This is a genomic window from Desulfovibrio sp. (assembly GCF_034006445.1).
GTDB lineage: Bacteria > Desulfobacterota > Desulfovibrionia > Desulfovibrionales > Desulfovibrionaceae > Desulfovibrio.
Map to the genome: position 1 here is coordinate 37,036 of NZ_JAVESS010000017.1, position 21,440 is coordinate 58,475.

A 21,440-nucleotide genomic window follows, 5' to 3' on the forward strand; every position below is an offset into this window, starting at 1 on the left:
CATCTAATTTTTACATACAGCCCAGGAACAGCGATGAAGTGCAAGATCTGTAAAGCCGAGGCCGTGGTTGCCCTGCGCAGCCACAATGCCGCCTTTTGTCCCGACTGCTACAAGACGTTTTTTTCCCGCCAGGTTGCCAGGGGCATTGAAGGCCAAAAGCTTTTCACCCGCGACGAGCGCGTGCTGGTGGCGCTTTCAGGCGGCAAGGACTCGCTGGCCCTCATGCTCGAGCTGTCGCTTCAGGGCTACAATGTCACGGGCCTGCACATCGACCTTGGCATTCCCGTTTCCTCCGCAGCCGCGCGCGGCGTGGTGGAGCGCTTCTGCGCCAAGCACGGCCTCAATCTGATGGTCAAGGAAATGGTCGCCGAAGGCCTGCCCATTCCGGCTGTCAAAGAACGCCTGAACCGCCCCGTCTGCTCCGCCTGCGGCAAGATCAAACGCCATTTTTTCAACAAGGTCGCCCTGGATGAAGGCTTTGACGCCCTGGCCACAGGCCATAACCTCGATGACGAGGTGGCCCGCCTGTTCAGCAATACCCTGCGCTGGGACACAGCCTACCTTTCCGACCAGGGGCCACTGCTGGACAGCGAGCACGGCTTTTCACGCAAGGTCAAACCCCTCTGGCGGCTCTCGGAATTTGAAACAGCCAACTACGCCTTCCTGATGGGCATCGAAAACCACTACGCGCCCTGCCCCTACAGCCCCGGAGCAAGCTTCACCACCCTCAAGGGACTGATGCAGAACCTCGAAGCCGCCATGCCCGGCCGCAAACTCGATTTCTATCAGGGCTTTCTCGCACGCGGACGGCCCGTCTTCGCCCGCCGTGAGGCCGAAGAAGGCCTGGAACTGGCCCCCTGCACCCTCTGCGGCTACCCCACGTCCTCCGGCGAGACCTGCGGCGTCTGCCGCATCCGCGCCGCCTTACAAGGCGAAGGTTAGAGCGGGCTTGGTTTGAGAGGTGTTGTTGGGATGTGCTGGAATGCTTTGTGGGGGAGGGACCCTTTTGCAAAAGGGTCTCCTCCCCCACACCCCCTCCCCCTAAAACTTTTATCGTAATTTAACGCAAAAGGGCGCAGCCTCACGGCTGCGCCCTTTTGTATCGCAGAGATGTTGTATCCTGAACGGTGCTGTGGCAATGGCCGGAGCAAATTCAGGGGGTAAAAAGGCTCTATCCCTCGTGCTTTTTGAAAACCACCGAGGCATTGTGCCCGCCAAAGCCAAAAGCATTGGAAAGCGCGTAGGTAATGTCGGACTTCACAGCCACGTTGCGGATATGGTTCAGGCCGCACTCGTCGTCGGGATTGTCCAGATTGATGGTGGGCGGCAGCAACCCGTGCCGCAGGGCCTGCAGGGTGATGATCGCCTCAATGCCGCCCGCCGCGCCAAAAAGATGGCCCGTCATGGACTTGGTGGCGCTCACACGGGCGCTGTCCAGGCACTGCTGAAAAACATCCCCAATGGCCTTGGCTTCAGACTTGTCGCCTTCCCGCGTGCCGGTGGCGTGGGCGTTGATATAGCCAATGTCGCCGGGAGTCACTCCGGCCTGTTTGATGGCGATCTTCATTGACCGGGCCGCACCGTGAAAATCCGGCGAGGTGATGTGGCCCGCGTCGCAGGTAGCGCCGTAGCCCGCCACTTCGCCCAGAATGGTGGCCCCGCGCCGCGTGGCGTGCTCAAGGTCTTCAAGCAGGAGCACGGCGGCCCCTTCGGACATGACGAATCCGTCGCGGTCGCGGTCAAAGGGACGGCTGGCCTGCGTCGGATGGTCGTTATTGGTGGTCAGGGCCTTCATGCTTGAAAATCCGGCAAACAGAAAGGGATGGATGCCCGCATCGGCCCCACCGGCCAGCATCATGTCGGCATAGCCGTGTCTGATGCTCAAAAATGCCTCGCCAATGGCGGTGTTCGCGGTGGCGCAGGCCGAAACCGGCGCGTAGTTCGCACCCTTGAAGCCCGTTTTGATGGCAATGACGCCCGAGGCCATATTGCTGATCATCATCGGCACCAAAAAGGGCGACACGCGGCGCGCGCCCTTGGCAAGAAAGGCCTCATGGTTGCGCATGATGGTCTCTATGCCGCCAACGCCCGATCCCACATATACGCCCGCGCGTTCGGCGTCCCAGTCGTCGCCGGGATTGGCCATATCAAGGGCCTGCTTTGCCGCCGCGTAGGCATACTGGATGTAGCGGTCGTACTTCTTCGCTTCCTTGGCCTCCAGATAGGCCTCGGCAGAAAAGTCCCCGATAACGCCGCCAACCCGTGACGCGCTTTCCGCAAAGGCGGGGTCTTCAATTTTTTTTATGCCGGACGTGCCGGTCGAGATGTTCTTCCAAAGCGTTTCGGCGTCATTTCCTGAAGGTGAAATGATGCCGTACCCAGTTACAACCACCTTACGCATATGCTCTCCTGAGCTTTGATTGTAAAATACCCTGGCGAGTGCCACGGGCACTTGCAAACAGTGCCAATGAATACTTTCAACTACCAGACGCCCCAGCGGATAAGCCCTGGAAACCACATATGGCCCGTACACCGATGAAAGCAGATGTCTGCCTTGCGGGCGTGCAAGGGGATGCGGGAAAGGGCAATGGTTTCCCGTGTTTTTTTAAGTATAGACATCTACCGTAAAGGTGGACGAAACGTCAATGTGGCCAATGCAGCCGCCAACTTTGCCCCCCGCGATTTTTTCCTTTCCCGCAAGCATTGCTTGACTTCGTCCATTTTTGAAAATAGATTTCAATTTCGAAAAATACCCCACCAGCTTCTTGTCAGCGACTTTCGCACTGCGGAGGCCACAGGCAACCACAGGAGCGCCATAATGTCGGAATCCTATTCTGCTGATGCCGTATTGCCTTCAGCAGCCAGCGCGCGCGCCAATATTGGCGGCCTTACCTATGCTTTGCGGTTCGCCATTGCGGGCAATCCCAACTGCGGCAAAACCACGGTTTTCAATGCCCTCACCGGCGCGCGCCAGCATGTGGGCAACTACAGCGGCGTCACTGTTGAAAAAAAAGAGGGCATTATCCGCCATCAGGGGCAAAAGCTGGTGCTTGTGGACCTGCCGGGCACCTATTCGCTCTCGGCCTACTCGCAGGAAGAGGTGGTGGCACGCAACGTGCTGCTCAGCGGAACGGTGCAGGCCGTCATAAATGTGGTGGATGCGGGCATCCTGGAGCGCGGCCTGCTGCTCACGGCCCAGTTGCGCGAAATGGGCCTGCCCGTGGTACTGGCCTGCAATATGATGGACGAGGCCAGAGCCGCAGGCATTGAAATAGACTTTGCCCGGCTCTCCAGCATGATGGACGCAAGCGCCTTGCCCACGGTGGGCACCAGCGGCAAGGGCCTGCACGAGGCTCTTGATGCGGCGCGCGGACGCGCCCTGGCCGACGCGGAACCCGACCCCGCCGAACCCGCTCCCTGCCCCGGCCCCGCTCCTTACCCCGAACCAGCCTTGGCCGGAGCGCAGGACGCGCTTTGCCCCCGCCTGAAAACACAAGCCCTACGTATCAGTTACGGCCCCGTGCTGGACCCGGCCCTGGCCCAGATGGAAGAACTCATCGCGGGCAGCAGCCGCATGGCCGCTTCCCCCTACGCCCACTGCGCGCCGCGCTGGCTGGCCCTGAACCTTGCCCAGAGCGACCCGGAGGCTCTCCGGGCCGTACACGCCGCGGATCCTACCCTGGCTGACTGGCTTGAAGCCCTTTGCCGCGACCTGCACCAGACCCTGCGCACACAGGATATGGACGTTGAAGGTCTTGTGGCAGACGGGCACAGCGCCTTTGTGCGCACGGTGGCCAGCGCCTGCATCAGCAAAACCGGCAACCGCCAGCGCCTGGGCATGAGCGACCGGCTGGACAAGGTGCTGGCGCACGCCCTCTGGGGCGCGCTGATCATGCTGGGCGTGCTTTACGCCATGTTTCAGATAACCATTGTGGTCGGTTCCTACCCGCAGGCATGGCTGGAATCCGGCTTTTCCCTGCTGAGCGAGATGGTCGGTTCGGCCCTGCCCGAAGGTCTGCTGTCGTCCCTCATCATTGACGGCCTTATCGCTGGCGTGGGCGGCGTTCTCAGTTTTGTGCCCCTGGTGCTCATCATGTTCGCCCTTATCGCCATTGTGGAAGACAGCGGCTACATGGCCCGCATGGCCTATATCGCGGACAGGGTTTTTCAGATGTTCGGCCTGCACGGCGCGTCGGTGATGCCCTACATCATTTCCGGCGGCATTGCCGGGGGCTGCGCCATCCCCGGCGTCATGGCCACGCGCACCATGCGCAGCCCCAAGGAAAAACTGGCCACCATGCTCACCCTTCCCTACATGGCCTGCGGGGCCAAACTGCCCGTGTACCTGCTGCTGGTGGGCACGTTTTTTCCTGAAAACGCGGCCAACATGATGTTCATGATCATCCTTCTTTCGTGGGCCTTCGCCTTTTTTGTGGCGCTGTTTTTGCGCAAGACCGTGCTGCGGGGCGAGGCCACCCCCCTTGTGATGGAAATGCCCCCCTACCGCCTGCCCACAGTGCGCGGCATCTGCATCCACTGCTGGGAGCGCACCTGGATGTACCTGAAAAAGGCCGGAACAGTGCTTGTGCCCCTGGCCATGCTCATCTGGGCGGGCATGACCTTTCCCGCCCTTGATCCGCAACTGGCCCTGCCCTTTGAAAACGATATGGCCCGGCTGTCAGCGGCCCTGGAAAACCCGGAGCTTGCCGAAGACGCGCACGCCGACCTTGCGGACAGGCTGGCCAGCGCCGAGAAAGCCCTGAACGCCGAAAGGCTCCGCCATTCTCTCGCCGGGCAGTTGGGCACATGGCTTGAGGACGTGACGCAGCATGCGGGCTTCAGCTGGCGCACGGACGTGGCGCTCATCGGCGGCATTGCCGCCAAGGAGGCCATCATCTCCACCCTGGGCACGGCGTACGCCCTTGGCAAGCAGGATCCTGACGACGACGTTTCGCTGGCAGAGCTTCTGCGCAAGGACCCAAGCTGGAATCAGGGTTCGGCACTGGCCCTGCTGGTTTTCGTCATGCTGTACGCGCCCTGCTTTGTGACCCTTGTGGTCATACGACAGGAATCCGGCAGCTGGAAATGGGTTTTCTTCAGCATCATTTTCAATACCCTGCTGGCCTTCGCTATGGCCGTGGGCATTTACCAGACCTACTGCGCCTGGATGGGAAACTGACATGGCTCCCGACGACAAAAAGGACGCCTGCATAGGCATCAACGCTTTTCTCAGCAGCGGCATCGTTGTGCTGGGCCTCATATTTTCGGCCAGTTTTTTCTATTACATGAACATGGCGCGCGACATCAGCGTGGCCAGCACCAGAATTTACGGCGCGTACCTGCCCCTTACCGAAGCCCTTGATCAGGTGGACAGGCAGAAAAAAGACCTGTGGCGTCTTCTGGGCGAAGTGGTGCTTGCAGAGTCCGGCACGCAGAGCCGTGAGGACGTGCAGGCGGCCATAGCGCAATTGCGCAAAGCGCCGCCGAAGGGGGCCATTGTGCAGCGCCAGCACTGGGAGGAAGCCGTGAACGCGCTTGAACGGCTGGCTGTCCTGCACGCCCAGGCGCACGATCTGGAAGCCGCGCTTAACCACCCGCCTGTGGCGCAGAAAACAGGATTGCGGCACGACGGCGACCACGGCGACCAGACCGCCAACGTCAGCGCCACGTCGTATGCCGCAGGACGTCTTGTTGCTGTGCGCATGGCCATGGACGCGGCCCTGACCGACTTTACCACTGCTCTGGCCAGCATCGAGGCGCGTAACCCCCTTGCTGATGAAATGCACGGGCAGTTGCGGCGTACCGCCGCCCTGGCGCACGATTTTGAAAACAGGCTGTTGCTGGGCTTTCTTTTTCTCGGCGCGGGCATGACCGCGCTCTACGCCATTCTGCGCCTGCAACTGGCGCGCCCCTTGCGCGGCATCATGGCCTATCTCGATCAGTTGGGCACAGGCGTCAAAAAGCTGCTTCTGCCACGCAGCCGCATTGTGGAGATACGCAACATCGCCTCCGCACTGGACAATCTGAGCACCTATCTGAGCAAGGCCACCATACAGTCCAACAAGCTGGTTTCCGAGCATGACCGCTTTCAGAAGATGTCGCTTGTGGACGGCCTCACCGGCGTGCGCAACCGCCGCTCCTTTGACGACAGCCTGCGCGGCCTCTGGCGTTTTGCGCAGGAGCGGCAGCAGCCCTTGGCACTCATCATGCTGGATGTGGACAAGTTCAAGATATATAATGACAATTACGGCCATCAGGCTGGCGACGAATGCCTCAAGCGCGTGGCCGCCGCCATGACGCGGGCCGCCCGCTCCACAGACGTGTGCGCCCGCTACGGCGGCGAGGAATTTGCGCTGCTTCTGCCGGGAGCAGACACGCACACGGCCCGTGCCGTGGCCCTGCGCATACACAATGAGATAGAACGCGAGCAGTTGCCCCACCCCGCTTCCCCGGTAAACGGTTTTGTGACCGTAAGCCTGGGCGTGGCCAGCCTTGTGCCCGGCAAGGACGCAGGCAGCGACGGCAAGCTGCTGGTACGCAACGCCGATGCGGCCCTGTACGACGCCAAATCCACCGGGCGCAACCGCACCCACACCTATGGCGAGGAAATGACCTGCACCCCGGCAGCGCAGCCAGCCTGATCCTGCGGGCCTACGCCTGAGGGCCCAAGCCTGAGGGGCCAAACCTGAGGGCCTACGCCTGCGGGCCTAAGCCTGAGGGCATGTCCCCACGGGCATGTCCCGACGGGGACAGTCCTATGAACATTTGCGGAAGGGTCGGCAGGCGGCTATATGCCGTCGCGGTCGGCCCCGCCTTCCACGGCCTCGGCACAGCTGTTCTCACGCAAAAAAACGCCCCGGCATGCGCTTTTGTACGCAGGCCGGGGCACATTCAGTCTGAAGGGGCTGACAGTATTTGCGACGCCAGAGCAGGCTTACGCCATATTGGCGCTATCCCCTGCCTTCGCTCTTCATGCTTTCGATGAGTTCGCGCAGCACCTGCGCCTGGCGTGTAAGCTCGGCCACAGACGACGTCGACAAGCGCATGGCTTCGGAGGTTGCAGCGGAGATGTGGTTCACTTCATCCACCGAGCGGTTGATCTCCTCGCTGGTGGCGGACTGCTGTTCCGCCGCCGTGGCGATGGAACGCACCTGGCTGGACGTCGTTTCCACCAGGGACACTATTTCCCGCAGGGCCTCGCCCGAGGCTCCGGCCAGGGCCGTGGCTTCGTCTATCCTGTTCACCACCTGCTCAACGTGGCCCACATTCTTGCGGGTTCCGTTCTGTATTTCAATAATGGCCGCTCCCACTTCGCGGGTGGCGCTCATGGTTTTTTCGGCCAGTTTGCGCACCTCGTCCGCCACCACGGCAAAGCCGCGCCCGGCCTCGCCAGCGCGGGCGGCCTCTATGGCGGCATTGAGGGCCAGCAGGTTGGTCTGGTCAGCAATGTCTGAAATAACGCCGAGTATCTGCCCCGTGCTTTCGGCCTGTTTGCCCAGGGCGTTCATGTCTTCCTTGAGTTCCGTGGCCTGCGCCTGGGCATGTCCGATGCCGTTGACGACCTGTGAAACCACATCGGCCCCATCCGTGGCCCTTAATCTGGCATGATCCGCCGAGGTAGCGGCCTCGGCAGCATTGCGGGCCACCTCGGTAACGGTAGAGCTCATCGCCTCCATGGCGGTGGCCGTTTCACTGACGCGGGCGCTCTGCTGCTCGGCCCCCTTGCTGGACTGCTCAACCTGGGCCGCCAGCGCTCCGGAAGCATCGGTAATGGCCTTCACAACTCCCTCAAGACTGGAAGCGGCATGCAGCATGCCTTCGGCTTTGGCTTTTTCTGCGGCGGCGCGGGCTTTCTGCGCTTCTACCGTAGCCTGTGCCGCGCGGTCGGACTCAAGCTTGGCCATGCTGGTTTTTTCCTCAGCCTGGGCTATCATGTCCTTGAGGCTTGCCACCATGGTGCGCAGATTTTCTGCCAGTCTGCCTATCTCGTTGCGCGATCTGAGCAGCAAGGTCTTGTCCAGCCTGCCCTCGGCCACCTCGGCCGCATAGCCTTGCAACTGGCGCAGGGGGCGCACAGCTATCCTGTCCAGGGCAATGAGGGTGATGATGATCAGCGCCGCCACGGCAATGCCGCCCATGAGCAGCATGATATTGCGTTGTTCAAGGGCAGGGGCCTCAATTTCAGCCGTGGTCATGGTCACGCCCACAATCCAGTTCCAGTTGGACACGCTGGCCCAGGCCAGCATACGTGGCTGGCCGCTGCTGTCCGTGTAGGTGAGGCCCTGACCCGAGGGGCTTTTGAGCATGTCGGCAATACCGGACTCGGCGGCGAGATTCTTGAGAACAAGCTCATTGTCGGGATGCCCGATCACGATGCCTTCGGGCGAGATCACGAAGGGATGTCCCGCGCTGCCCAGCCTGATGCTCTGAATGTAGTTCTTCATGAGGCCTTCAATGGCGTAGGACATGCCCACGCCGCCAATGACCTTGCCGCTGTCATCGCGCACCGGCGCGGTCACGCTGACAATGAGCTTGCCCGTGGCATAGCTCGTGGTGGCGGAGGAACTGAAGCCGTCCTTGCCAGCCAGGGCCGCCTGAACATACGCGCGGTCGGCAAGATCGCTGAGTTTGCCGTCCTTGCCCTGCGCACGGACGATCAGCTGCTTGCCCTGACGGTCAAAGAGGTACAGCGTGTTCACATCCGATGACGCCTGCGACATGACGGAAAGAAAGGTGGCCGCGCCTTCGATGCCCGCGCCAGAAAGCAGAAAATCCTTCACCCTTGGGGCCTTTGCCACGCCGCGCACCAGCATTGCCTGCTGCTGGCCGAAGTCGGACAAGGATTTTGAAATGGTCTGGGCCATGAGGAACATCTCGTGCGTGCGCACTTCCAGACTGGAGTCGTGACTGAGCTTGACCACGACGCCTATAAGCAGGGACTGGATTACAATGACAACCCCTCCCACAAGCAGCAGCATTGCCGTCCTGATACTGGAAAACATCCTTTCCTCTCTTTATAGAAGTTGGCAGCGTTCATGCCTCTGCTCTGACGTTGCACGTTCGTGCAGCGCCACAACGTGGGGTGGATGCAGCCGAGCTTTAGCCGTTGCGACGGAGAAAGCCACGGATAAAGCTCTGCTGAATAAACATTTTGAAATGTAAAGCATTTCAAAGTTACTATGATCTAGAGCAGTTAACCAATTACATGGGCTAACTGCTCTAAAGTTCATGCCTGTATTCCGGTTCTGTCGATCCGGAGTACAAACAAAAAGAGATGCGGTGGCACAACTACTGTTACGCCACCGCATTTCATCAAACAAGATCTAAAATACCTATTTTTTTTGCAGATTGAGCCTTCGCACTACGGCATCCGCGCCCATGCTGGCAAATTCCGCCACTTCCCGGCCAACCCTGGCGCTCTGGGGCAACAGGAGTTCCGGCATGTTGGCAAGGCTCTTGTCAGGCGTGACGCCGTATTCCGGCGGGAAGGCGTCATTGAAGTACATATCCTGAAAACCGGCAAACTTGAGCGCGTGGGCAGTGGCGTCCAGCACGGCATGCTCGTGGTCGCCCACAAGTCCGAGGGCACGGGCATTGCGCAGGCCAGCCAGGCATTCGCCGCCCTGGGTGCAGGCGATATGGCCGTGGCGGTTGCCAACAATCATGGCGTCCATGATCTGCTGCTCGGTCACGCGCACCACCTGGAAAGCACGCTCGCCGCCAGCTTCAATAAAGCGCTCGGCCAGCATGCGCACACGGGGGAAGGACACGGGATTGCCAATCATGGCCGCCTGGGCCACGCTGGGCTGCACGGTCACGGGCTGCCAGTGGCGCGAACCCTTGGGGGCGTCATAGTAGCGCCACACGGGGTCCGCATGCTCGGACTGCACGCCGAAAATGCGCGGCAGGCTGGTAATGATGCCAAGATCCAGCATCTTCAGCAGCCCGCACATGATGGCCGTGACGTTGCCCGCATTGCCAATGGGCACAAAAAGGCACTGGTCGGTCATGTCCCAGCCATACCACTGGGCCACTTCGTAGGCATAGGATTCCTGCCCCAGAATGCGCCAGCCGTTCTTGGAGTTGAGCAGGGCCACACGGTAGTTTTCAGCCAGCAGCTCCACCACCTTCATGCAGTCGTCGAACACGCCCGGCAGTTCCAGCACGGTAGCGCCGCTGCCAAGAGGCTGGGCAAGCTGCTGCGGCGTCACCTTGCCGTGGGGCAAAAGCACCACGGACTTCAAGGGAGCGCCCACATAGGAGGCGTACAGGGCGGCGGCCGCCGACGTGTCGCCCGTGGAGGCGCAGACCGTGAGCACTTCGTCCCACTTGTTGCGGCGGCAGAGCCACTTCAGATAACTGAAGGCGCAGGCCATGCCCCTGTCCTTGAAGGACGCGCTGGGGTTCTGGCCGTCATTTTTATAGGCAAAGGACACGCCAACCTGATCACGAAGGGCCGGGGCAGCCTCCACAATGGGCGTAATGCCTTCGCCGAGATAGACGATGTCGTCCTGGTCCAGCAGCGGGGCCAGTAGTTCGTAATAGCGAAAAATGCCCTTGAGGGCCGTCACGCGGGTGGCGCAGCGGTCATCAAAAACCTGCCGCCACTCCTGACCGCTGCGCTCCTTGAGCTTGGCGAAATCGAGGTTTTCCAGCAAAAAAACACCGCCACACTGGGGGCAGGTGTATAGCAGGTCGTCGCCGGGGTAGCGCGCGCCGCAGTCAAGGCAGACATACTCCATGCGGCCGCGATAGGCCGGAAAATCCGCGTGGGACATAAGACGAACTCCTTCTTGGCAAGCCGGAGGAAGAGAGACTTTGCGTAAAAAACCTTTCTTCCCCCACCTTCGGCTGCAAAAACGCTTGCTGCCGAAGCCGCTTTCCGAGGCTTTTTACCCGCCCTGCGCAAAAGGCGCGGGGCAATCCAAAATATGCGGCGCTCCAGCCCTACGGGCGGGGCGCTATTTTTCGTCCTGGCCTTTGCCTTGCGGAGCGCAGGGAGCGTCACACTGGCTCTTGCCTTTCTGCCAGCTTTTTTCTGTTCCGGCGCGCAGGCGGGCGATATTTTCCCTGTGCTTCCAGACCACCACAGCCCAGACGCCAAGGGCCAGAGGCAGCCATGTCCATTGGCCGCTGACGGCCAATGCCACAGGCAGGGCCGTGACAAGCGTCAGCGAACCCAGGGACACAAAGCCGCTGCGCCAGATCACCAGGAGGCACAGCACCGAAGCCGCAAGCAGCTGCCATAAGGCGAGGGGCAGAAACACGCCAATGCTTGTGGCCACCGCCTTGCCGCCCCTGAACTTCATAAAGCAGGAAAAAACATGGCCCAGCACGCAGGCCAGGGCCACAATGCTGACAAAAACCGGGGAGGCGTTGACTCTGAAGGCCAGCCACACGGGCACTGCGCCCTTGAGCACGTCGCACAACAGCGTGACCACGCCCCACTTGAAGCCGCACAGGCGCGCCACGTTGGTTGCTCCGGTATTGCGGCTGCCGCTCTCTCTGGGGTCAAGGCCGCAAAATGTTCTGGCAATGACCAGTCCCCACGGTACGGAGCCGAGTACATAGGCCAGGGCAATCCATAAAACTTCCAGCATGGTTCTCTCCGCCATATGCTGTTAGGGAAGCACTGATTAAAGAGCATCCTGGAAACGCGCAGGTATTTTCTTTGGCAAGGCGCGATCTTTTTTCAAGCAGAAGTGGACTCTTCCGTCCTCGACTGTTTAAAAAAAAGTGAAGCAAAACCGCCAAACGGAATACATCAGCGTTTCCTTGGGGCTTGTTTACCAGCATCGCTGTCATCACCCGTAAAGCTCTCCGGCGGCGCGCAAGGCACACGGTCAATAACCTCGCCACGAGCCGCCCGGACAACGGGCATTCCACACAGGCGGGGCAAGCGCCCTCGCGCTACCCTGTGGTGGCCGCTTCCAGAATCATGATCTCGTTATACAGGGGGTGTACCTTGCCGATGCGCACATCCACCTGCAATCCTGGGTGCGCCCTGTCGTCAAAAAGCTTACGCCTGCCCCGCACAAACATGCCCTGATCCGGAAGACTCACGCTCACAAAGGCGTCGTTTTCCTCCGTGATCACGCCGGACCACCACACCTTGTCACCCTGCTGCCGAAAGAACAGCAGCTTCCAGTAACGCGGGCGGAAGCGCTGCACCTGTCCGGCGCCGTCCAGTGCGGGCGAAAGCGCGTGCAAAAGGCTCACAAGCGCGTCTTCGCTCCAGCGGGGTTGTCCTGTACACAAGAAATGCACTACCTGAGCCTCGTTGACAAGATCAGGATACCTGCGCAGGGGCGAGGTCACGGGCGTGTAGCGATCAAGCCCCAGAGCCGCGTGAGGCCGGGCCTGCACTTCAAGCCCCGAAGGAGTCAGCGCACGCATTATGCGCGTCATGTCCTGCGGGGTACTCCAGACGCCAGCGTATTCACGGGGCAAAACCACGTCCTGCACCCTGTGCAGCATGGCCATGCCGCGCTCCCTGGCCCAGTGGGCCACAGCGGCGCTGGCAACAATCATCATTTCCGCCACCAGCATCTGCGCATCGGGCGCGCAGTAGTCGGGCCCCACATGCACGCGCACGTCGGCCCCCTCGCCCTCAAGCGATATGACGGGATCGGGCCTGTCCATCACCACGGCCCCGTCTTCAATGCGGGCGTTCTGTCGTTTGCGGGCCAGTTCAAGCCCCACGGACAGTTGCCCGGCATGCGCGGCAGCAGGATTGTCGGGCAGGGCAACGCCCTCGGACTGGGCATTGAGCACGGCCTGGCTGTCGCGGTAGGTCAGGTTGGCGGCAAGGCGCACGCGGGCCAGATAGGTACGGCACGAGCCGTAACGGCCATGGGCGTCCACCGGAATCTCCACGCACAGCGCAGGGCGCGGCGTGCCCGCCAGCAGCGAATACGCGGCCGTGCCCAGAACTTCCGGCAGCATGTGGCAGTCGCCTTCGGGCAGGTAGATGCTGGTGCCGCGGTGCAGCACCGCTCTGTCCAGAGCGCCGCCAAAGCGCCAGTACAGGGCGGGGCAGGCCAGGGCCAACGTCAACAGATAGCCGTCATCCGTGGACTGCACATGAAAGGCGTCGTCAACGTCACGGGTGCTGGCGCTGTCTATGCTGACAAAGGGCAGGGGACTTTCGGGCAGCGGGCCGGGTTCAAAAAGCAGGGAAATCGCCGGGGCGGCAGCAGGGATGGACGCGGCGGCATCGTCGCACATGCACGGCGTCGGCGCGGCAGGCGTAAAAAGCGCCGCATCGGGCATTTGGCCGCTCTCGGCGGCGTGAACCAGCGCGTCCACTTCATCGCGGTACGCCGTCCACCAGTCGTCGCCGGGGGCAAAGCCAGCGCGGTCCAGCCAGAAATTGTAGTGCGGCGGCACCTTGCCCCAGGCCACCAGCAGTTGCAGGGGCAAATGGGGCACATCGGGCAGCCCCTTGCCAAGGGTGCGCCACAGGGCATCGAACTCCTGCCCTTCAGGATCAACCATGCGGGAACGCAGCACTTCTTCAAGACTTTCCGCAACGTCTGCGGACGGCCACTCGCCGCTGCTCGCGCCTTCCGCCGGTGGCGGCGGCAGTTCGCGCTTGCGACAGGCCACGTCCCAGAGCATGCGCAAAAAGGCCGCGCCGCCCGCTATGAGGGCTTCACGTTCAAGGCGGGTTTTTTCTTCCACCAGGCGTTTTTCAACCATGTCAGCGGGAAAGACCTGAAAGTCCGGCGGCTGAAAGCGAAAGTGGCTTTTACACGCCAGCAGGGCGCGGCCATAGGCGGACACCTGGTCCGCAGAGGGGTCGGAGGTAAAAAGCTCGGCAAACCACGTGGCAGGAGCCACGTTTACCTCGCCCTGAGCCAGCTCCCACACGTCCATGACGGGCACGTCGCTGGCCAGATCCTCACGGCATTTTTTATGCTGTTCAAGCAGGCGCACAGCCTCGTCGCGGCCAAGATCCGCCCCGTGCAAGGGGCCGAGCCAGGGCAGCAGACGCGAGGCATTGAGCCGCGTTTCACGGCGGTTGGGCAAAAGAAGGCGCAAACGCCCCCCGGCCTCTTCGGTAATCAGGGCAATCTGAACAGCATTGCCCTCCATATATTCCACCACGCAGCCCGGCGCTGGGTAGCGCACACAATCCGACATGCCTGCTCCTTCAGAAGTCGCGCCAGACAAGCCTTACCGCCGCGCGCCTTCGAGAGGGACAATCCTTTATTTTTGCTTTTCTGGCAAGTGCCCGCGTAACGACACCGCCATACGACTCTCATTTTAATGCGTATTTTACCTGAAAAGCCCGCAAGCGCCCGTTTACCGACTTGCGCCATACACGGACGCATGCGGATATTACCCGCCTTGGGCGGCCGCGCATGCACACAACATGCTGAATAATATACTTTAATTAAATTGCCTCATTATGGCGGCCCTGGCGCGCACTACCCACGAAATGGCGCGCCCCGCGCATACTGGACGGGGAATCGCGAAGCCGCTATAAAAGTGCTCCACGGACAACTTTTTTCCGCGCGCACAGCGCGAGCCGGCGGGAGCATATGAGCAATATCATCCATCAAAGCGGAGGCAGCCGCACCCTGATCATGCAGGAGCCTGAAAAACCCCAGCTCTACCGCGAACTTTTTCCCTATACCAGTATTTGCCGCACGTCCTTTGACGAAGTGCTGCTCGCTCCGCGCCCTGCGGAACAGATGCGCATTACCGACACCACCTTTCGTGACGGCCAGCAGGCGCGCCCGCCCTATACGGTCAAGCAGGTGGCCAAGATGTTTGACTTTCTGCATCGTCTTGGCGGCAAAACCGGCCTCATCACCGCCTCGGAATTTTTTCTTTATTCCGCCAAGGACCGCAAGTGCATCGACGTGTGCCGCGCCAGGGGCTACCGCTTTCCCCGGGTGACGGCCTGGATACGCGCCACCAAGGACGACCTCAAGCTGGCCCGCGATATGGAATTTGACGAAACCGGCATGCTCACCAGCGTGTCGGACTACCATATTTTTCTCAAGCTGGGCAAAACCCGCCAGCAGGCCATGGACATGTATGTGGGCATGGCCGAACAGGCGCTGGAGTGGGGCATCATACCCCGCTGCCACTTTGAGGACATCACCAGGGCCGACATTTACGGCTTCTGCCTGCCCCTTGCCCAGCGGCTCATGGAACTTTCGAGCCAGAGCGGCATGCCTGTCAAAATCCGCCTGTGCGACACCATGGGCTATGGCGTGCCCTACCCCGGCGCGGCGCTGCCCCGCTCGGTGCAGCGCATCGTGCGCGCCTTTACCGATGAGGCAGGGGTACCCGGCCAGTGGCTTGAATGGCACGGCCACAACGACTTCCACAAGGTGCTGGTCAACGGCGTCACCGCGTGGCTGCACGGCTGCGGCGCGGTCAACAGCACGCTTTTCGGCTTTGGCGAGCGCACCGGCAACACCCCGCTGGAAGCCCTGCTCATTGAGTACATCTCCCTCACGGGCGACGATGCTGCGGCAGACACCACCATTCTGGACGAAGTAGCCCAGTTTTTTGAAAAAGAACTGCACTACCGCATCCCCCACAACTATCCCTTTGTGGGACGCGACTTCAACGCCACCAGCGCGGGCGTACACGCCGACGGCCTGGCCAAGAACGAAGAAATCTACAATATCTTCGACACCAACCATCTGCTCGGCCGTCCCGTGCCCATCATCATCACCGACAAGACGGGCCGCGCCGGCGTGGCGTACTGGATCAACACCAATCTCCATCTTGAAAAAGACCAGCAGGTCTCCAAAAAGCATCCTGCCGTGGGCAGCATCTACGACGCCATCATGGCCGTTTACGAAGAGACCGGGCGCACCACCCACTTCTCGCACGAAGAAATGGAAGCGCTGGTGCAAAAGTTCATGCCCGAACTCTTTGCTTCGGAATTCGACCACATGAAGCAGCTGGCGGGCGAACTGGCCGCCAACATCATTGTGCGGCTCGTGCGCAACAAGGATCTGCTGGACTTCGGCAAAAAGGCCTGCGGCAGACTGGACGAATTCGTACGCGAATATCCCTTTATCCAGTACTGCTACCTCACGGACGCCCAGGGCCGCCTCAAGTGCTCGGCCATCACCGACCCCGTGTACAAGGAAACCTACGAAGCCCTGCCCATCGGCTACGACTTCTCCGGCCGCCAGTGGTTCAAGATGCCCATGCAGAGCGGCGACCTGCACATTATGGACGTGTACCAGTCGCACTTCACGGGCAAGCTCATCATCACCGTGTCCTGCGCCGTCACTGACGAAAAGGACAAGATTGTGGGCGTCATCGGCGTGGACATCCAGCTCGAGGAACTGCTCAAGCGTGCGCGCTCTCTCCAGCACGAAGTGGACGAGCACGACGACGGCGACTAGCGTTATTCAGATGGGCCGGGCTAAGAGCAGTTTTACTTTAAAACTGCTCTGGCGGCTGCGGGAGCAGACGCCCGCCGCAAAGGTGCCAGCGCTATTTACTTGCGCGGTTAAGCACCGAAGCGAGCGTGTCTTGAACTTTGAGAATGAACATTCTCAAAGTTACTCTGATTCAAGGTGCCCGGCCTGCCTTATATTTATTGACACTCAAAAGGACAGGGGAACATGCGCAAGACAGTGTACTGGATTGAAGGCGACGGCATCGGCCCGGAAATCTGGCAGGCCGCCCGCCCGGTTATCGAAGGGGCCATCCGCGCCGCCGGAGCCGACCTTACTCTTGACTGGGTGGAACTGCTGGCCGGCGACAAAGCCGTGAAAGAAACGGGCCACCCCCTGCCCGACGCCACCCTTGAAGCCCTGCGCCATGCCGAACTCGCCATGAAGGGCCCTCTGGGCACCCCCGTGGGCACGGGCATGCGCAGCCTTAACGTGGCCCTGCGCCAGACCCTTGACCTCTATGCCTGCATCCGCCCGGTGCGGCACTTTGAGGGCCTGGAAACCCCGGTCAAGCACCCCGAACGCGTCAACATGGTCATCTTTCGCGAAAATACCGAAGACGTGTACGCGGGAGTGGAATTTGCCGCCAACACCCCCGAAGCCCGCAAGCTTGTCGCCTTTTTGCGTGACGAGCTTGGCGTGACCAAGGTGAACGACAATGCCGCTGTGGGCATCAAGCCCATGACCGAAGCCGGTTCCAAGCGTCTTGTGCGCCGCGCCCTGCGTTTCGCCCTGGACCAGAAGCAGGAAAGCCTCACCCTTGTGCACAAGGGCAATATCATGAAGTTCACCGAAGGCGCTTTTCGCCAGTGGGGCTACGATGTGGCCGCGCAGGAATTCGGCGACCTCACCTGCACTGAAAAAGAGCCCGTGCCCGGCCGTCTGGTGGTCAAGGATCGCATAGCCGACGCCATGTTCCAGGAGGCCCTGCTGCGTCCTGAACAGTATCAGGTGCTGGCCACCCCCAACCTCAACGGCGACTATATCTCCGACGCGCTGGCAGCGCAGGTGGGCGGCCTTGGCCTGGCCCCCGGCGTCAACATGTCCGACACCCTCGCCTTTTACGAGGCCACCCACGGCACAGCTCCCACCATTGCAGGCAAGGACAAGGCCAATCCCGGCAGCGTCATCCTGTGCGGGGCGCTCATGCTGGAACACCTGGGCCAGCACGATGCGGCAAACCGCATACGCGAGGCAGTGGGCAAGGCCATCACGGGCAAGTCCGTCACCGAAGACCTGGCCGCACAGGTCACCGGCTCCCGCGTGGTGGGCTGCAAGGAATTCGGCGACATCATCGGAGCATATCTCTAGCAGGCCCTACCAGAGAAGGGAGGCCCCCATGTCTGGCCCTGCTGCGGCAGGGCCGCAACCGGGGCATCCCTTCTCTTTACAGCGGTAAAACGGGGCAGCGCAGAGAGGAGATATGCGCACGGCCGACAGCGCACACGCTCATGGCTGACAGCGCGCCCGTCATGGCCCGTTACAGCGCACACCAGGGCGAGCAAAGCGCCTTGCACCAGTACATCCTTCTTTTCACCGCCAAGGTTGTTGTCATGATTTCACTGGAAAACCTGCTGCTCTTCATACCCATGGCGGCCATACTGGTGATGCTGCCAGGGCCGGACTTTGCCCTCATCGCCAAGATATCGCTGCTCAACGGCCGCCCGCAGGGGCAGGCTGCGGCCTGTGGCGTGGCCCTTGGCATCTGCGTGCACACCACCGCCGCCATGCTGGGCATATCCGCCATTATCGCCCAGTCCATTCTGTGGTTCAGCGTGCTCAAGTATGTGGGCGCGGCCTACCTTATCTGGCTTGGCGTCCAGGCCCTGCGCCACAGCGGAGCCGTCAGCGCCGCCGTGGTAAAGACCGCGCCGCGCGACGGCGGAGATGCCCGCGCAGACGTTCGTCCAGGCGCTCCCGCAACGGCCCGCGCTATTGCTCCCGCTGATGCCCGCCCAGGCGCTCCCGCAGACGTTCACGTAATTGCTCCCGGAACGGCTGAAAACCCTGTTGCGGCACCGCGCCTTTCGTCCCGGCAATGGTGGTCGTTTTTCTGTCAGGGTTTTTTGACCAATGCCCTTAACCCCAAGGCAGTCATCATTTTTTTGACGTTTCTGCCGCAATTTACTGACCCCCACGCCCCGCTGGCGCCCCAGTTTCTGGAGCTTGGCGGCATCATGTCGGCCCTGTGCCTTTTCTGGTTCGTGCCCCTGGCCTACATGCTGGGCCGTGTGCGCCACATTTTTGAAAACAGCCGTTTTCAGCTCTGGCTGCAACGCTTCACAGGTTTCATCTTCATAGCCTTCGGCCTCAAACTGGCCGCGGCGCAGTCCCGCTAACCAGCGTCGCGCCAGCGACTCCAAAACCCAGCAGGAAGGTCTGCCACCATGATTGAACTCATAAGCAATGCCGTTGTCATTGACGGAAACACCATCCGCAGTGCCGAAGAGGCCCGCGCAAAGGGTGTGGACGTGGAAGCCGCGCGCAAAAACAGCCTGGCCGCCCGCATTCTTGCCGCACATAATACCGTTGACCAGAGCGAAGACGTGTTGCGCATCCGTTTCGACGCCCTGGCTTCCCACGACATTACCTACGTGGGCATTGTCCAGACGGCCCGTGCCAGCGGCCTTACGGAATTTCCCGTGCCCTACGCCCTCACCAACTGCCACAACAGCCTCTGCGCCGTGGGCGGCACCATCAATGAGGACGACCACCTCTTCGGTCTCGCGGCCGCGCAAAAGTACGGCGGCATCTTCGTGCCCCCGCACCTTGCTGTCATCCATCAGTACGTGCGCGAAATGATGACCAAATGCGGCGGCATGATTCTTGGTTCCGACAGCCACACCCGATACGGCGCTCTGGGCGTCATGGCCATTGGTGAAGGCGGCCCGGAACTCGTCAAGCAGTTGCTTGGCAAGACCTATGACGTGACCAATCCGCAAAAAATCGCCGTCTGGCTCGAAGGCGAGCCGCGCCCCGGCGTCGGCCCGCAGGACGTGGCCCTGGCTCTTATCGCCGCCGTGTTCAAGAACGGCTTTGTGAAAAACAAGGTGCTGGAATTTATGGGCCCCGGCGTTGCAGGCCTTTCTGTGGAATACCGCTGCGGCATCGACGTCATGACCACGGAAACCACCTGTCTTTCGTCCATATGGACCACGGACGCCAAGGTGCGCCAGTACCTTGAAAAGCACGGCCGCGCCGATGATTACGCGGAACTGCGCCTTGAAGGCCCGGCCTGTTATGACGGCCTTATCCGCATCGACCTTGGCAAGATCGTGCCCATGATTGCCCTGCCCTTCCACCCCAGCAACGCCTACCCCGTGGTTGAAGTGGTGCGGCACGCGCCCGAGCTGCTGGCCCAGGTGGAAGACGAAGCCCGCAAACAGTTTGGCGACGCCGCCAGGGGGCTGAACCTCTGCGGCAAGATCCGCGACGGCGGCGTGTGGGTGGATCAGGGCATTATCGCCGGCTGCGCTGGCGGCAGCTTTGAAAACATCACGCTGGCCGCCGCCATCCTTGACGGCAAAAGCACGGGCAACCTGGCCTTCAGCCTGTCCGTCTACCCTGCCAGCGAACCGCAGGGCCTGGCCCTGGTCAACAACGGCTCCACGGCCAAGCTCATGGCCGCTGGCGCTGTGCTCAAAAACGCCTTCTGCGGCCCCTGTTTCGGCGCGGGCGACACCCCGGCGCACGGCGCGCTGTCCATCCGGCACACCACACGCAACTTCCCCAACCGCGAAGGCTCCAAGCCCGCCAACGGACAGCTTTCAGCCGTGGCCCTTATGGACGCCCGCTCCATTGCCGCCACGGCGGCCAACGGCGGCCGCCTGACCCCGGCCACCGACCTTGACTGGTCAGCGTCCGGCCTTGCCGACGTGAACCTCGACTACCGCTTCGAGCCGCTCATCTACCACCGCCGCGTTTACAACGGCTTTGGCCATCCCAAGCCCGAAGTGCCCCTGATCTTTGGCCCCAATATCGCGGACTGGCCCGCCATGAGCGCCCTGACCGACCATCTGCTGCTCCAGGTGGCCAGCGTCATCACCGATCCCGTGACCACCACGGACGAACTTATCCCCTCTGGCGAAACATCGTCGCTGCGCTCCAACCCCCTCAAACTGGCGGAATACACTTTGTCGCGCAAAGACCCCGACTATGTCGGGCGCGCCAAGGCTGTGGACGCCATGGAAAAGGCGCGGCTTGCCAATCCGGCAGATTCTGTGCTCATGGCGCGCGCCCGCGCCCTTTTCGCCCTTTGCGGGCTGGACATCCTGCAGGGAGCCTCCGACCTTAAGAACGTGGGCATCGGGTCCACCATCTTTGCCGTGAAACCCGGCGACGGTTCGGCACGCGAGCAGGCTGCCTCCTGCCAGAAGGTGCTGGGCGGCTGGGCCAACCTGGCAGTGGAATACGCCACCAAGCGGTACCGCTCCAATCTTATCAACTGGGGCATGCTGCCCTTCATCACCGACGCCGATCTTGCCGCGACGCTCAAGGTGGGCGACTGGCTGGCCGTGCCCAACGTGCGCAAGGCCGTGCAGAACGCCGAGCCGACCATACTGGCCTACGTCGTGCGCGAAAACGGCAGCGCCGAGCAGATAGCCCTGACACTCAAGGACCTGACCGATGACGAACGTCAGATCATCCTCGATGGCTGCCTGATCAACTTTTACAATTCCACGCGCAAACAATAGGCGCGCACGTTCGTTAGGCGAATTGGTTTGAAGTTTTTGTGGGGGAGGGACCTTTTTGCAAAAAGGTCCCTCCCCCACACCCCCTCCCCCTAAAACTCTTATTCATAGTTCTGTCGGCTATAGAGAGTTCCCTACCTTGATGGGCTTTCCATGGGCAGCCGCTGCGAGATGCACGCCGCTCACAAACAATTTACTACAAATACAGAATAAATTTAGGTTGATAGTGTCCTGACCACCACAGGAGCAGCCGTTCGCCGTGAAGGCGCGTGGGCTTTCTAGAGCAGATTAACTCTGAAATACTCCACATTTC

12 protein-coding genes are annotated in these 21,440 nt (G+C 61.2%); 7 read left to right on the forward strand and 5 right to left on the reverse strand.

The features are described 5' to 3' along the window. The first annotated feature begins 33 nt into the window (after window positions 1-33). Window positions 34-942 (forward strand): ATP-binding protein, encoded by a 909-nt coding sequence (locus RBR41_RS11760; protein WP_320352799.1) that lies wholly within the window; start codon window positions 34-36, stop codon window positions 940-942. A 229-nt stretch (window positions 943-1,171) separates the two neighbouring features. Here the strand turns inward: RBR41_RS11760 and fabF are convergent, their stop codons facing one another. After that, entirely contained in the window at window positions 1,172-2,401 is a 1,230-nt protein-coding gene (gene fabF / locus RBR41_RS11765) for a beta-ketoacyl-ACP synthase II (protein WP_320352800.1), read from the reverse strand. A 417-nt stretch (window positions 2,402-2,818) separates the two neighbouring features. Here fabF and feoB point away from each other — a divergent pair, with 417 nt between their 5' ends. Both feoB and RBR41_RS11775 read left to right on the forward strand, forming a co-directional pair. Further along, window positions 2,819-5,179, forward strand: coding sequence for a ferrous iron transport protein B (feoB, locus tag RBR41_RS11770; protein ID WP_320352802.1), 2,361 nt, complete (start codon window positions 2,819-2,821; stop codon window positions 5,177-5,179). Between the two features lies 1 nt (window position 5,180). Further along, window positions 5,181-6,641 carry a diguanylate cyclase gene (locus RBR41_RS11775; protein WP_320352803.1) on the forward strand — a complete coding sequence of 487 codons (1,461 nt, stop codon included), beginning with the start codon at window positions 5,181-5,183 and terminating at the stop codon, window positions 6,639-6,641. Between the two features lie 309 nt (window positions 6,642-6,950). Here RBR41_RS11775 and RBR41_RS11780 read toward each other — a convergent pair whose 3' ends face one another. The 4 genes from RBR41_RS11780 to RBR41_RS11795 form a co-directional block, all read right to left on the reverse strand. Then, window positions 6,951-9,002 (reverse strand): methyl-accepting chemotaxis protein, encoded by a 2,052-nt coding sequence (locus tag RBR41_RS11780; protein ID WP_320352804.1) that lies wholly within the window; start codon window positions 9,000-9,002, stop codon window positions 6,951-6,953. A gap of 330 nt (window positions 9,003-9,332) precedes the next feature. Continuing rightward, complete coding sequence (gene thrC, locus RBR41_RS11785; RefSeq protein WP_320352805.1) at window positions 9,333-10,778, reverse strand: threonine synthase; 1,446 nt, start codon at window positions 10,776-10,778, stop codon at window positions 9,333-9,335. 183 nt (window positions 10,779-10,961) lie between these two features. Continuing rightward, window positions 10,962-11,600, reverse strand: coding sequence for a glycerol-3-phosphate 1-O-acyltransferase PlsY (plsY, locus tag RBR41_RS11790; RefSeq protein WP_320352806.1), 639 nt, complete (start codon window positions 11,598-11,600; stop codon window positions 10,962-10,964). A 310-nt stretch (window positions 11,601-11,910) separates the two neighbouring features. Then, on the reverse strand, window positions 11,911-14,145 hold the full coding sequence (locus RBR41_RS11795) for a ribonuclease catalytic domain-containing protein (protein WP_320352807.1): 2,235 nt from the start codon (window positions 14,143-14,145) through the stop codon (window positions 11,911-11,913). 401 nt (window positions 14,146-14,546) lie between these two features. Here RBR41_RS11795 and RBR41_RS11800 point away from each other — a divergent pair, with 401 nt between their 5' ends. The 4 genes from RBR41_RS11800 to RBR41_RS11815 all read left to right on the forward strand — a co-directional run bounded on the left by RBR41_RS11800 (window position 14,547) and on the right by RBR41_RS11815 (window position 21,130). After that, complete coding sequence (locus tag RBR41_RS11800) at window positions 14,547-16,382, forward strand: cache domain-containing protein (protein ID WP_320352808.1); 1,836 nt, start codon at window positions 14,547-14,549, stop codon at window positions 16,380-16,382. Window positions 16,383-16,604: 222 nt separating this feature from the next. After that, window positions 16,605-17,747: an NADP-dependent isocitrate dehydrogenase gene (icd, locus tag RBR41_RS11805; protein ID WP_320352810.1), complete on the forward strand. Its 1,143-nt coding sequence runs from the start codon at window positions 16,605-16,607 to the stop codon at window positions 17,745-17,747. Between the two features lie 140 nt (window positions 17,748-17,887). Then, complete coding sequence (locus RBR41_RS11810; RefSeq protein WP_320352811.1) at window positions 17,888-18,775, forward strand: LysE family translocator; 888 nt, start codon at window positions 17,888-17,890, stop codon at window positions 18,773-18,775. A gap of 48 nt (window positions 18,776-18,823) precedes the next feature. Further along, the gene (locus tag RBR41_RS11815; RefSeq protein ID WP_320352812.1) at window positions 18,824-21,130 is read left to right on the forward strand and encodes a hydratase; all 2,307 of its coding nucleotides are present in this window, start codon (window positions 18,824-18,826) and stop codon (window positions 21,128-21,130) included. Window positions 21,131-21,440 lie beyond the last annotated feature (310 nt).

Coding starts and splice junctions, on each gene's coding strand:
- RBR41_RS11760 (WP_320352799.1), top strand. CDS start 34: ATGAAGTGCAAGATCTGTAAAGCCGAGGCCGTGGTTGCCCTGCGCAGC.
- fabF (WP_320352800.1), bottom strand. CDS start 2,401: ATGCGTAAGGTGGTTGTAACTGGGTACGGCATCATTTCACCTTCAGGA.
- feoB (WP_320352802.1), top strand. CDS start 2,819: ATGTCGGAATCCTATTCTGCTGATGCCGTATTGCCTTCAGCAGCCAGC.
- RBR41_RS11775 (WP_320352803.1), top strand. CDS start 5,181: ATGGCTCCCGACGACAAAAAGGACGCCTGCATAGGCATCAACGCTTTT.
- RBR41_RS11780 (WP_320352804.1), bottom strand. CDS start 9,002: ATGTTTTCCAGTATCAGGACGGCAATGCTGCTGCTTGTGGGAGGGGTT.
- thrC (WP_320352805.1), bottom strand. CDS start 10,778: ATGTCCCACGCGGATTTTCCGGCCTATCGCGGCCGCATGGAGTATGTC.
- plsY (WP_320352806.1), bottom strand. CDS start 11,600: ATGCTGGAAGTTTTATGGATTGCCCTGGCCTATGTACTCGGCTCCGTA.
- RBR41_RS11795 (WP_320352807.1), bottom strand. CDS start 14,145: ATGTCGGATTGTGTGCGCTACCCAGCGCCGGGCTGCGTGGTGGAATAT.
- RBR41_RS11800 (WP_320352808.1), top strand. CDS start 14,547: ATGAGCAATATCATCCATCAAAGCGGAGGCAGCCGCACCCTGATCATG.
- icd (WP_320352810.1), top strand. CDS start 16,605: ATGCGCAAGACAGTGTACTGGATTGAAGGCGACGGCATCGGCCCGGAA.
- RBR41_RS11810 (WP_320352811.1), top strand. CDS start 17,888: ATGGCTGACAGCGCGCCCGTCATGGCCCGTTACAGCGCACACCAGGGC.
- RBR41_RS11815 (WP_320352812.1), top strand. CDS start 18,824: ATGATTGAACTCATAAGCAATGCCGTTGTCATTGACGGAAACACCATC.